Genomic DNA, 11,614 nt, shown 5'->3' with positions numbered 1-11,614 from the left:
CCGCCGGGTGCGCGGAGCCACGCTCAAGACGACGGTCACCGACGCCGAGCGGCACGCGATGCGGCAGGCGGTGCGCCCCGTCGACGCGGAGGAAGTCCGTTCGGAAATCGACGAATTCGAAGCCGCGGTGGAGCGGGCGCACCGCGACGCGGCGGCTGCTGATAAAACGATCAACGAAGCAGGGTCCCCGGAAGGAGTGGAACAGTGACAATGCCGACAGGTGACACCGCCGGGCAGGCCGCACCCGCCGATCTGCGCACCGCCGCAGCCGACTTCACCTGGCTGCTGAATCGGTTCGCCACCGAGACCGCGGGCGTCGTCGACGCCATCGCGGTCTCCTCCGACGGGCTGTTGATCGCGGTCTCCCAACTGCGCAATCCCGCCGACTCCGAACGGCTGGCGGCGATCGTCTCCGGCATCACCAGCCTGGCGGCCGGCGCGGCCGGGAACTACGGCCTGGGCGGCCTCAACAAGGTGATCATCGATCTGGAGCACGGCCATGTGCTGGTCTCCGCGATCGGCAGCGGCGCGGTGCTCGGCGTGGTCACCTCCAAGGAGGCCAAGCTCGGCAACATCGCCTACGAGATGACCGTGTTCGCCAACCGGGCCGGCTCCGCGCTCAGCCCGCAGCTCGTGCTCGAACTCAAGAACACCGTCGGCTCCGCGTCGAGCAGGTGATCCGTCCGGGGCGCAGAGGGCGAGGAAGGGACAGGCCATGACGGCCGGTGACACGCCAGCCGGTGCGGACGCCTTCTCGGCGGCCTCCGGCGGTCCGGTCGGGCGGGCCCCGGCCGTACGCCCGTTCCTGGTCACCGCGGGGCGGGTGGCGGGCACCAGGTCCGGGCCGCCGATGCCGGTGGAAACCCAGGTGGTGACCACCGCCGCGGGGATCGAGGGGCTCGACCTGCTGTCCTTCGAGCGGCACGAGATCGTCGCCCTGTGCCGGGTCCCGCAGTCGCTGGCGGAGGCCGCGGCCCGGCTGCGGCTGCATCTGAACGTGGTCCGGGTGCTCGCCGAGGACCTCCAGTCCACCGGCCAGCTCGCGGTCTACCTGCCCACCAGCGGCACCGCTCAGGACGCCTCAGTACTGCGAAGGGTTATCGATGGTCTCCGCGCCATCCCCGACTCCCGGGGGACACTCCGTGACACCGATTGATCCGCTGGCCGGCGGAGTTGCCCAGCAGACCGCCACCCGGCCGCCGATGCCGGTCAAGATGGTGATCGCGGGCGGCTTCGGCGTCGGCAAGACCACCACCGTGGGGTCGATCTCCGAGATCACCCCGCTCACCACCGAGGCCGACATCACCGAGGTGGCCGCGGGTGTGGACGACCTCAGCCACACCCCGCACAAGACGACCACCACGGTCGCCATGGACTTCGGCTGCATCACCATCGACGCCGGCCTGAAGCTCTACCTGTTCGGCACACCCGGCCAGGAGCGGTTCGGCTTCATGTGGGACGACCTGGTGGAAGGCGCCCTCGGCGGCCTCGTCATCGTCGACACCCGGCGGCTGGACGACTGCCACGCCGCCGTCGACTACTTCGAGCACAAGGAGATCCCGTTCGCCGTCGCGGTCAACGCCTTCGACGGCCGGATCGAGCACCAGCTGGAGGATGTCCGCTGGGCGCTGGACGTCGCCGAGCAGGTGCCGGTGATCGCCTTCGACGCCCGCGAGCGCGGCTCGGTGCGTGACGCGCTGCTGGTGGTCCTGGAGCTGGCGCTGAGCCGCGCCGCGGGCTGACGGCGGCGCCGGCTGATCCCCCCGTGCGACGGACCGGCCGTCGCACGGGGGCGGCTGTCAGCTCCGCCGCACGCCCGGCGATACCACGAGCCGCGTGATCAGCCAGAACACGCCGAGCGTCAGCAGCGCGGTGCCCGCGATGAGCGTGGCGCCGCCCACCACCTTCTCGTAGTTGCGCTGGTAGAGGCCGTCCACGACATAGCGGCCGAGCCCGCCCAGGCCCACGTAGGCGGCGATGGACGCCGTCGAGACGACCTGGATGGCCGCCGATCGCAGACCGCTGAGGATCAGCGGCAGCGCGACCGGCAGTTCGACCTGGAAGAGGACTTTCGCCGGGTGCATGCCGATGCCGCGGGCCGCGTCGACCGGCGCCGGGTCGACGGAGCGGATGCCCTCGTAGGTGGTGACCAGGATCGGCGGTACGGCCAGGGCCACCAGCGGGATCATCACCGGGGTCAGCCCGATCCCGATCACCACGCTGATCAGGACCAGCAGACCGAAGCTCGGCAGCGCCCGGGCCGCGGCGGCGATCAGCGACAAGGTGTTGCCGCCGCGTCCGGTGTGCCCGGTGACCAGGCCGATCGGCAGGGCGATGGCCGCGGCGATGCCGAGCGCCATCAGGCTGTACTGCACGTGCTCCAGCAGGCGCCTGGGGATGCCGTCGTAGCCGTGCCAGTGCGAGCCGTCGCTGAAGAAGGCGTTGATGAAGTGCAGAACGTTCATCGGGCGGCGTCCTCCAGGGCGACTGCCACAGGTTCCGGCCGGGCGTCGGCCGATCCGCCCCGGTCCCGGGTCCGGGTGCCGCGCGGCATCCACGGGGTGAGCGCGACGCGCAGCAGGACCAGCAGGCCGTCCAGCACGATCGCCAGCACGGCCGTGGTGGCCACGGAGTTCACCGCGAGATTGGTCCGGTGGTAGAACTGCGCGTCGGCGAGCAGATTGCCCAGCGCCCCCTGGTTGCCGATCAGGGCGCCGACGCTGACCAGGCTGATGCTGGAGACCACCGCGACCCGCAGGCCGGCGATGATGGCGGGCACCGCGATGGGCAACTGCACCTGCAGATAGCGCTGGACGGGCCCGAACCCCATCGCGGTGGCCGCGGCGAGTGTCTCCTGCGGCACCGAGCGGACACCGTCCACGATGGCCGGCACCAGCAGCACCAGGCTGTAGACGGCCAGCGGGATCATCACGGTGGTCTCGGTGGCGCCGGTCCAGTCGATCAGCACCACGAAGAACGCGAGTGACGGGATCGCGTAGAGCACCGTCGTCACCCACAGCACCGGCGGGTAGAGCCACTTGAAGCGGACGCACAGCTGCCCCAGGGGCAGGGCGACGACGAGCCCGGCCAGGACGGGCAGCAGCCCCTCCTTGAGGTGCAGTCCGATGAGGCCGACGTAGGAGTGCTGCAGATCGCTCGGAATGCTGAAGAAGCTGCTCATCGGGCGGCTCGGGAGGCGGATGCGGCCTTGGCCGGGCGAACCGCGGGGGCGGTCCCGGACCCGTCCGCGGCGGCCTTCGCGCCGCGCTCGGCGTGGGCGCTGCGGATGGCGGCGGCGATCGACTCCTGCGAGGTGACACCGACCACCCGTCCGGTGCCGTCCACCGCGACCGCCCAGCCGGTGGGGGAGAGCACCGCGCAGTCCAGCGCGTCGCGCAGCGACTCCCGGCCGAACTCGAACGGACGGCCGTGGGAGAGCAGTTCGCCCTGCTTGACGCTCCCGGCACCGGCCGCCAGCGCCTTCGGTTCCGCCCAGCCCAGCGGCTTGCCGTCGGTGTCGGTGACCAGCAGGTACGGGAAGTCCGGCGAGGTCCGCTCGGCGACCTGCTGGGCGCTGGCGTCGGCCGCCACGATCGGCGCGGTGGTCAGCTCGAGGCCGGCGGAGGTGAAGAAGGACAGCCGCCGGATGCCCCGGTCGGTGCCCAGGAAGTCCTCGATGAAGGCGTCGGCCGGCGCGGACAGCAGCTCGTCCGGCGCCGCGAACTGCACCAGTTCACCGCCGGTCCGCATGACCGCGATCATGTCGCCGATCCGGATGGCCTCGTCGATGTCGTGGGTGACGAAGACGATGGTCTTGCCCAACTCGGCCTGGATGCGCAGCAGCTCCGCCTGCAGGCCCTTGCGGACGATGGGGTCCACAGCTGAGAACGGCTCGTCCATCAGCAGCACCGGCGGGTCCGCCGCCAGCGCCCGGGCCACCCCGACGCGCTGCTGCTGCCCGCCGGAGAGCTGGTACGGGTAGCGGGAGGCGAGTGCGGCGTCCAGGCCGACCCGCTCCATCAGATCGGTGGCCCGCTTGCGGGCCCGGGCGCGGTCCCAGCCGAGCATGCGGGGCACGGTGGCGATGTTGTCCACGATGGTGCGGTGCTGGAACAGCCCCGCGTTCTGGATGACATAACCCATCGACCGGCGCAGCGCGTTCACCGGCTGATCCCGGATGTCCGCGCCGTCCAGCAGGATCCTGCCCTCGCTGAGTTCGACCATCCGGTTGATCATCCGCAGCGTCGTGGTCTTCCCGCAGCCGGACGGTCCGACCAGCACGGTGATCGCGCCGTCCGGTATCTCCAGCGACAGGCGATCGACCGCTGTGGTGCCGTCAGGGTACCGCTTGGTCACTGACTCCATACGTATCAAGGTGCCGAATACCCTTCGGGATTGGGCATGAGTCGGCTTGTTCTCCGAGGTCGTCGCACAAGCCGTTGCGGGGGGAAGTTTAGACCGAGCCTGTTGCGGGCTGTCATCGTCCTCGCCGACCGTGACCCCGCCGTTGTCGGCGCCGGCGGTCACGGGCGGCGGAGCCCGGGCTGGCTAGGCTCTGGACATGGCGCGCAATCGGTTGTACCGCAGTGGCACCCTGGTCCTGGAGGACTTCCCCACCGACGATATCTCCGATCATCTCGCCGACCCGTCGTCGGTGGTGTGGCTGGACCTGTCCCGGCCCGGGCCGGAGGTCTTCGCCGCGGTGGCCCGGGAGTTCGGCTTCCATGAACTGGCCCTGGACGACGCCTCCCAGGGCGGCCAGCGCCCCAAGCTCGACCAGTTCCCCGACCACGCCTACCTCAACGCCTACGCGGTGGAGCTGGCGCCGGACGCCACCCAGGTGTCCGTCCGCGAGGTCGGCGTCTTCCTCACCCGGCAGGCGCTGATCACCATCCGCAATGACGACTCCTTCCCCGTCGAGGAGGTCGTCGCCCGCTGGGACCAGAACCCGGAGCTGGCCCGGGAGGGGGTGGGATTCCTGCTGTACGGCCTGCTGGACTTCATCGTGGACGGCCACTACGCCGCCGTGCAGCAGCTCGACGACCTCGTCGACGAGCTGGAGGACCTGTTGTTCGAGGAGGACCCCCGGCAGATCCGCGAGGCGCACCGCCGCCTGTACGTCCTGCGCCGGGCCCTGGTCCGGCTGCGGCGCGTGGTGATGCCCATGCGCGAGGTGGTCAACACCCTGATGCGCCCGGGCCTGCATGTGATCACCGACCCGCTCGCGCCGTACTTCCAGGACGTCTACGACCACGCGGTGGGCGCCACCGCGCGCACCGAATCCGTCCGGGACATGCTGGCCTCGGCGATGGAGACGAACATGTCCGCCCAGTCCAACCGGATGAACCTGATCATGAAGAAGGTCACCAGCTGGGCCGCGATCATCGCCGTCCCCACCGCGATCACCGGCTTCTACGGCCAGAACCTCCCGTACCCCGGCTTCTCCCACGAGTGGGGATTCGCCACTTCCAGCGGCGCCATCGTGACCCTGTCCTCGGGGCTGTACTTCGTCTTCAAACGCAAGGACTGGCTCTGACCGGCCGCCGCTGACGCGCCGGGCGCGCCGATCACTCCGGTGCCCGGTACTGGAGCGGGGCGTCGCTGACCGGTATGAAGCGATATGTGAATCGGAAACGCCCTGGCGGGCCGAAACGGCGGCATCGGTGGGAGGAACGACGGCACCGCATGACCGTTTCGCCCGTCGGGCAGCTGGTGCAGCGCGGGATCGACGTGGAGCTGATGTCGCGGTCGCTGGGCTTCGCGGCGCTGGCGACGCTCACCCTCGTGCCGCTGCTGCTGCTGATCGCGGCGGTGGACCCGGGCAGCGGACTCGGGGCGGGGCAGTGGCTGGTGCGGGTGCTCGGCGTGGCCCCCTCGTCCCGCCGGCCCATCGCCGACCTCTTCGGCAGCCCGGCCGAGGCGCTCCGCCGCACCACCGCGTTCGGCTTCGTGGGCCTGGCCGTCTTCGGCCTGTCGTTCGGGTCGGCGCTGCAGACCGGGTACGAGAAGGCCTGGTCGCTGCCGGCGGCCAAATGGCGCTCGGCCTGGCGGCATGTGATGTGGCTGGCGGTCTTCATCGCCTTCCTCATCCTCGCCATCAAGCTCGACGGCCACTCGCAGACCGACGCGGAACAGACGCTGGCCGGCATCGGCGAACTGGTGCTCTCGCTGATCTTCTTCCTGTGGTCCCAGCGCTTCCTGACCAACGGACGCGTCCGCTGGCGGGCCCTGCTGCCCAGCTCCGTCGCCACCGCCATCGGCCTGCTCGGGCTGCACATCTTCTCCAGCCTCGTCTTCTCCCCGCTGATCGCCTCGAACGCGGTGACCTACGGCCCCTTCGGGACCGTGCTGGTCATCCAGTCCTGGCTGGTCGGTGTCGGCTTCGTCGTCTACGGCGGCGTGCTGGTGGGCCGGGTCTTCCACGAACACACCACAGCGGCCCGGGTACGGCGCGATTCCTGATGTGCCTCAGGTCACATCGGCCAAATGAAATAACCGGTGAGTGCTTCCCCGTTTGCACCCACGTGGCGGAAAACCGGGGAACGGATCCCCGATTATGAACGGCACATGAACCGCAAGATCCCCGCTGCTGGAAGGAGAGTCTGTCGTGACAACCGTTGCCGAAAGAACAACGCGCCGCGGTCCCCGTACACGCGCGGACGCTCTGCGCAACCGGGAGCTGATCGTGGCCGCGGCCCGCGAGATATTCGTGGAATTCGGCGCCGAGGCCCCGCTCGACGAGATCGCTCGCCGCGCGGGCGTCGGCAATGCAACGCTCTACCGGCACTTCGCCGACCGGGGCGCCCTCATCCACGACGTCCTGCTGTCCATCATGATCCGCACCGCCGATCACGCGGAGGCGGTCGCCGCCCAGGAGACCGACCCGTTCACCGCGCTGCGCCGTTTCGCGCACGCGGCGGTCGACGAGCGGCTCGGCGCCCTGTGCGGGACGCTGGTCAGCGGGATCGACAAGGACGACCCGGTGGTGAAAGCCCAGTGCGAGCGCCTCGAGGACGCCGTCGAAGGGCTGATGGAACGGGCCCGGCAGGCCGGAGCGCTGCGCCGGGACGTCTCGGCCGGCGATCTGGTGGTGGCCCTGTCCCAGCTCACCCGGCCGCTGCCGGGGATGGGCTGCCTGGACACCGACGGCGTCGCCCACCGGCACCTCGAACTGTTCCTGGACGGCCTGCAGAGTTCGGCCCCCTCCGAACTGCCCGGCAACTCCACCGACCTGGAGCACTTGCGTCCCCGCTTCCCGGAGACGCCCTGTCTCCACACCTGAACGACATCCCCGACCCGCTGATTTCTCCCGGGCCGGGGCCAGAGATTTCCTAGTGCCCGACATGTGGCCGCGCACCGCGACCACCTACTGATTTCCTGAGTCCCGCAGCCGCTGGCGCCTGCGCACTTTTCCTTTCCACACCCTTAGGTGGATACACCCATGCCACAAACGGTCGAAAATCGGCTTCCCGACCCCCGGCGCTGGAAGGCGCTGGTGTTCATATCACTGGCCCAGTTGATGGTCGTCCTCGACTCGACGATCGTGAATATCGCGCTGCCCAGTGCCCAGCACTCGCTGGGTATTTCCGACGCCAACCGGCAGTGGGTCATCACGGCCTACGCGCTCGCTTTCGGCGGCCTGCTCCTGTTCGGCGGACGCATCGCCGACCTGTGGGGCCGCAAGCGCACCTTCGTGGTCGGACTGACCGGCTTCGCCCTGGCCTCCGCGCTCGGCGGCGCCGCCTCCAACGAGGCGATGCTGCTCGGCTCCCGCGCGCTGCAGGGCGCCTTCGGCGCGCTGCTCGCACCGGCCGCCCTGTCGCTGCTGGCGGTGACCTTCACCGATGCCAAGGAGCGGGCCAAGGCCTTCGGCATCTTCGGCGCGATCGCCGGCGGCGGCGGCGCGGTCGGCCTGCTGCTCGGCGGCGTCCTGACCGAATACCTGAACTGGCGCTGGACCTTCTTCGCCAACATCCCCTTCGCGATCATCGCCGCGCTCGGCGCCTACTTCGTGATCCGCGAGCCCGAGGGCGGCCGCAACCGCTCCCCGCTCGACGTCCCCGGTGTCGTGCTGTCCACCCTGGGCCTGGTCTCGCTGGTGTACGGCTTCACCCGCGCCGAGACCAGCGGCTGGTCCGCCCCCTCGACCATCGGCCTGTTCGTCGCCTCCGCTGTCCTGCTGGCCGCGTTCGCCTGGGTCGAGTCCAAGGTCAAGGCGCCGCTGCTGCCGCTGCGCGTGGTCACCGAGCGCAACCGCGGCGGTGTGTACGCCTCGCTGGGTCTGGCCATCATCGGCCTGTTCGGCGTCTTCCTGTTCCTGACCTACTACCTCCAGGTCGTCCAGGGGTACTCCGCGATCAAGACCGGCTTCGCGTTCCTCCCCATGGTCGCGGCCTTCGTGGTGGGCTCCACCCAGATCGGCACCCGACTGGTCACCCGGGTCCGGCCGCGCCTGCTGATGGGACCCGGCTTCGCCGTCGCCGCCGTCGCCATGCTGCTGCTGACCCGGCTGGAGGTCGGCTCCTCCTACCCCGGCGTGATCCTGCCGGGCCTGGTGCTGCTGGGCCTCGGGATGGGCACCGCGTTCATGCCGGCCATGTCGCTGGCCACGCACGGCATCCAGCCGCGTGACGCGGGCGTCGCCTCGGCGATGGTCAACGCCTCGCAGCAGGTCGGCGGCGCCATCGGTACGGCGCTGCTGAACACCGTCGCGGCCTCCGCCACCACCGCGTACGTCGCGGCCCACGTGGCGGGCGCGGGCGGCCCCAAGCTGCTCCAGGCGCAGGGCCTGGTGCACGGCTACACCCACGCCATCTGGTGGGCGGTCGGCATCGAAGCCCTCGCCGCGCTGATCGCGGTGACGTTCATCAACGTCGGCCGCCCCGGTTCGACCCTGGTCGGATCGAGCGCCGACGGCGCGCAGGACGAGGTCAAGCTGCCGGCGGTCATGCACTGACGCCGGCCCCGGCCCGCGCGGGAAGCCCGCGCGGCTGAGCGCCCGCGCACCAACGGAACTGCCCCGGCCCGCCGCATCGCGGCGGCAACCGGGGCAGTTCCGCGTCCGGTCCTGACGGGAAATCACCAGCCGCGCTGGTGCTTTCCGTTGGGATCTTTGAGTTTCTGTCATTTCTCTTGACGCGTTTACGCAAGGGCAACCACTATGCGACACGTTCGCTCAGGGGTTGCCGGGCACCTCCGGGCCCCTCCCCCCACGCCAGGCAAGGAGAGCCCATGACTGCCTCGATACCGCGACGGCCCGGACGCGGAGGCGACCCCTGGCACAGAAGCTGGCTGTGCGCGCTCGCCGTCGCCGCGCTGCTGACCTCCTTCCTCTACGGCGCGGGCCTGGCCGCCGCGCCCGCCGCCCACGCCGAGGGGAACGGCGCCGCGGTGACACCCCAGGCGGGGTGGAGCAGTTGGAGCTTCATCCGCAAGAACCCGACAGAGGCGAACATCGAGGCGCAGGCCGCCGCGATGGCCTCGACCGGCCTGGTGGGCCACGGCTACACCTACGTCAACATCGACGACTTCTACTACCTGAACCCCGCGTCGAACGTCGACTCCTACGGCCGCTGGGTGGTCGACACGGCCAAGTTCCCGGACGGCATGGCGTCGGTGGCGAACTACGTGCACGGCAAGGGCGAGAAGTTCGGCATGTACCTCACGCCGGGTATCCCGGTGGCCGCCTACAACCAGAACACGCCCATCCAGGGAACCTCGTTCCACGCCCGCGACATCGTCTCCAGCACCACCAGCTACGAGACGAACTACAACTTCGGCAACGGCTCGATGTACTACATCGACTACAACAAGAACCCGGCCGCGGCGCAGGCCTTCCTCAACTCCTGGGCCGACCTGCTGGCCTCCTACGGCGTGGACTACCTGAAGATGGACGGCGTCGGCGACGGGGACATCCCCGACATCCAGCACTGGTCGCAGGCCCTGAACCAGTCCGGGCGCACCATCCACTTCCAGCTGTCGAACTCCCTCGACGTCAAGAACGGCCCGATCTGGAAGGCGAACTCCAACGGGTGGCGCACCAACGGCGATGTCGAGTGCTACTGCAGCACCCTGACCAACTGGTCGAACGTCTCCCAGCGGTTCGACGTGCTGCCGGCCTGGGTGCAGTACGACAGCCCGGGCGGCTGGGGCGACCCGGACTCCGTCGAGGTCGGCAACGGCGCCGCCACCGGCCTCACCCCCGACGAACGCCGCACCCAGGTGACCTTGTGGGCCGTCTCCTCGGCCCCGCTGATCCTCGGCACCGACCTGACGGCGATGGACTCCGGCGACCTGGCGCTGCTGACCAACGACGAGGTGCTCGGCGTCGACCGCGACGGCCGCCCCGCCCACCCCGTGGCGCAGGGCGCCCAGCAGCAGACCTGGTGGGCCTACAACGGCGACGGAACCTACACCGTCGCCCTGTTCAACCTGGCGGGCTCCACCGCCAACGCCACCGCCAACTGGTCCGACCTCGGCTTCACCGGCAGCGCCACCGTCCGCGACCTGTGGAGCCACACCGACCTGGGCACCTCCAGCGGCTCCTTCACCGCCTCGCTGCCCACCCACGGCTCCCGCCTGCTGCGCGTCACCCCGGCCGCCGGCCACGGCACCATCGGCGCCCCGCTGGTCTCCAAGCTGTCCGGCCGCTGCGCCGACTCCCCGCAGGGCACCACCTACAACGCCGTCCAGCTGGCGGTGTGGGACTGCAACGGGGGTCCCAACCAGAACGTCACCTACAACACCGCCACCAAGGCCCTCGGCCTGGAAGGCAAGTGCTTCGACGCCTACAACAACCAGACCACGGCGGGCACGCCCGTGGAGATCTACGACTGCCACAACGGCGCCAACCAGCAGTGGAACAAGAACAGCGACGGCACCATCACCGGCGTTCAGTCCGGCCTGTGCCTGGACGTCACCGGCGCCACCAACCCCAATGGTTCGGGGCTGGAGCTGTGGGGCTGCAACGGCGGCAACAACCAGCAGTGGACGCTCGGCTGACCGTCCGCACCCCGAACCGCCCCGCAGCGGAGACCCGCCGCGGGGCGGTTCGGCGTGCACGCGTCGGAGCCGGCGACCCCTTCCGGAAGCGGGACCCCCTTTCCCCGCGCCCGGTATTCGGCCGACGGGAAGCCGGACCGGACGATGGCGCGGGCAGCGGACGCGGTATGCGTAGCAGGCGCAGGAAACGGGTAGGACACCGGGAAATTCGCTCTCGCCGTGGCGAGCTGCGCCGCATGCGCCAATAAGCTTGTCATGCCCGCGACACAGTGGCGATGTCCTTGTTTAGTTTTTGTTTCAAACATCTCTTACGCTGCAGCTCAGCGCCCGTGCGCAGCGCGGAAGCGGCACATTGGCCCGGATTCATTGGGGATTGGCGACCGTCCGAATGTCATCTCCCCGGAACGCCGTCGAAACAATCGACTGGATATCCGCCGGCCCGCCCGGAAACGGTCCCACCGGGCTTCCCCTGCCTATTCGCGGAGTTCTAAAGTCTCCTCGCGAGTTGATATTCCCCCCACGTTCACCCCTTTCTCTTGCCATGTGCCAACGAGGACAGGAAAGCGGCAGATGCCAGCAGAACGTGTCACCCCCGATCCCACGCACCCCACGC

Annotated in this window: 12 protein-coding genes; 9 read left to right on the top strand and 3 right to left on the bottom strand. The window is 69.8% G+C overall.

Translation table 11 applies throughout. The annotated features are described in order from the left end of the window. The 4 genes from GA0115240_RS25605 to GA0115240_RS25590 all read left to right on the top strand — a co-directional run. Positions 1-208, top strand: a 208-nt coding sequence (locus tag GA0115240_RS25605; RefSeq protein ID WP_141708961.1) for a hypothetical protein, incomplete at its 5' end; no start/stop codon positions are given. Between the two features lie 2 nt (positions 209-210). Further along, positions 211-678 carry a roadblock/LC7 domain-containing protein gene (locus tag GA0115240_RS25600; protein ID WP_202451737.1) on the top strand — a complete coding sequence of 156 codons (468 nt, stop codon included), beginning with the start codon at positions 211-213 and terminating at the stop codon, positions 676-678. 37 nt (positions 679-715) lie between these two features. Then, positions 716-1,156 (top strand): DUF742 domain-containing protein, encoded by a 441-nt coding sequence (locus GA0115240_RS25595; protein WP_093740096.1) that lies wholly within the window; start codon positions 716-718, stop codon positions 1,154-1,156. Continuing rightward, positions 1,143-1,742: a GTP-binding protein gene (locus GA0115240_RS25590; protein ID WP_256069976.1), complete on the top strand. Its 600-nt coding sequence runs from the start codon at positions 1,143-1,145 to the stop codon at positions 1,740-1,742. The genes GA0115240_RS25595 and GA0115240_RS25590 overlap by 14 nt, the downstream gene beginning before the upstream one ends. 57 nt (positions 1,743-1,799) lie before the next feature. Here GA0115240_RS25590 and GA0115240_RS25585 read toward each other — a convergent pair whose 3' ends face one another. Genes GA0115240_RS25585 through GA0115240_RS25575 form a run of 3 tightly spaced genes read right to left on the bottom strand, consistent with a single transcriptional unit; the run spans position 1,800 to position 4,374 of the window. Next, the gene (locus GA0115240_RS25585) at positions 1,800-2,465 is read right to left on the bottom strand and encodes an ABC transporter permease (RefSeq protein ID WP_093740092.1); all 666 of its coding nucleotides are present in this window, start codon (positions 2,463-2,465) and stop codon (positions 1,800-1,802) included. Continuing rightward, the gene (locus GA0115240_RS25580; RefSeq protein WP_093740090.1) at positions 2,462-3,181 is read right to left on the bottom strand and encodes an ABC transporter permease; all 720 of its coding nucleotides are present in this window, start codon (positions 3,179-3,181) and stop codon (positions 2,462-2,464) included. The genes GA0115240_RS25585 and GA0115240_RS25580 overlap by 4 nt, the downstream gene beginning before the upstream one ends. Continuing rightward, a complete protein-coding gene (locus tag GA0115240_RS25575; protein ID WP_093740088.1) occupies positions 3,178-4,374 on the bottom strand; it encodes an ABC transporter ATP-binding protein in 1,197 nt (398 codons plus the stop codon). The genes GA0115240_RS25580 and GA0115240_RS25575 overlap by 4 nt, the downstream gene beginning before the upstream one ends. Positions 4,375-4,561: 187 nt before the next feature. Here GA0115240_RS25575 and GA0115240_RS25570 point away from each other — a divergent pair, with 187 nt between their 5' ends. The 5 genes from GA0115240_RS25570 to GA0115240_RS25550 all read left to right on the top strand — a co-directional run bounded on the left by GA0115240_RS25570 (position 4,562) and on the right by GA0115240_RS25550 (position 11,001). Next, positions 4,562-5,536 (top strand): magnesium transporter CorA family protein, encoded by a 975-nt coding sequence (locus GA0115240_RS25570; protein ID WP_093740086.1) that lies wholly within the window; start codon positions 4,562-4,564, stop codon positions 5,534-5,536. 149 nt (positions 5,537-5,685) lie between these two features. Further along, entirely contained in the window at positions 5,686-6,462 is a 777-nt protein-coding gene (locus GA0115240_RS25565) for a YhjD/YihY/BrkB family envelope integrity protein (RefSeq protein ID WP_237555200.1), read from the top strand. Between the two features lie 145 nt (positions 6,463-6,607). Then, complete coding sequence (locus GA0115240_RS25560) at positions 6,608-7,282, top strand: TetR/AcrR family transcriptional regulator (protein ID WP_093740082.1); 675 nt, start codon at positions 6,608-6,610, stop codon at positions 7,280-7,282. A gap of 159 nt (positions 7,283-7,441) precedes the next feature. Then, positions 7,442-8,956, top strand: coding sequence for an MFS transporter (locus tag GA0115240_RS25555; protein ID WP_093740080.1), 1,515 nt, complete (start codon positions 7,442-7,444; stop codon positions 8,954-8,956). 275 nt (positions 8,957-9,231) lie between these two features. Beyond that, positions 9,232-11,001: a glycoside hydrolase family 27 protein gene (locus GA0115240_RS25550; protein ID WP_093740078.1), complete on the top strand. Its 1,770-nt coding sequence runs from the start codon at positions 9,232-9,234 to the stop codon at positions 10,999-11,001. Positions 11,002-11,614: the final 613 nt, after the last annotated feature.

Source organism: Streptomyces sp. DvalAA-14, assembly GCF_900091855.1.
Classification (GTDB): Bacteria; Actinomycetota; Actinomycetes; order Streptomycetales; family Streptomycetaceae; genus Actinacidiphila.
This window is presented reverse-complemented; position numbering and strand designations above follow the sequence as displayed.

Excerpts from the sequence above, each read along its gene's own strand:
- GA0115240_RS25550 (WP_093740078.1), top strand. The coding sequence starts at position 9,232 with ATGACTGCCTCGATACCGCGACGGCCCGGACGCGGAGGCGACCCCTGG.
- GA0115240_RS25600 (WP_202451737.1), top strand. The coding sequence starts at position 211 with ATGCCGACAGGTGACACCGCCGGGCAGGCCGCACCCGCCGATCTGCGC.
- GA0115240_RS25555 (WP_093740080.1), top strand. The coding sequence starts at position 7,442 with ATGCCACAAACGGTCGAAAATCGGCTTCCCGACCCCCGGCGCTGGAAG.
- GA0115240_RS25595 (WP_093740096.1), top strand. The coding sequence starts at position 716 with ATGACGGCCGGTGACACGCCAGCCGGTGCGGACGCCTTCTCGGCGGCC.
- GA0115240_RS25585 (WP_093740092.1), bottom strand. The coding sequence starts at position 2,465 with ATGAACGTTCTGCACTTCATCAACGCCTTCTTCAGCGACGGCTCGCAC.
- GA0115240_RS25580 (WP_093740090.1), bottom strand. The coding sequence starts at position 3,181 with ATGAGCAGCTTCTTCAGCATTCCGAGCGATCTGCAGCACTCCTACGTC.
- GA0115240_RS25565 (WP_237555200.1), top strand. The coding sequence starts at position 5,686 with ATGACCGTTTCGCCCGTCGGGCAGCTGGTGCAGCGCGGGATCGACGTG.
- GA0115240_RS25570 (WP_093740086.1), top strand. The coding sequence starts at position 4,562 with ATGGCGCGCAATCGGTTGTACCGCAGTGGCACCCTGGTCCTGGAGGAC.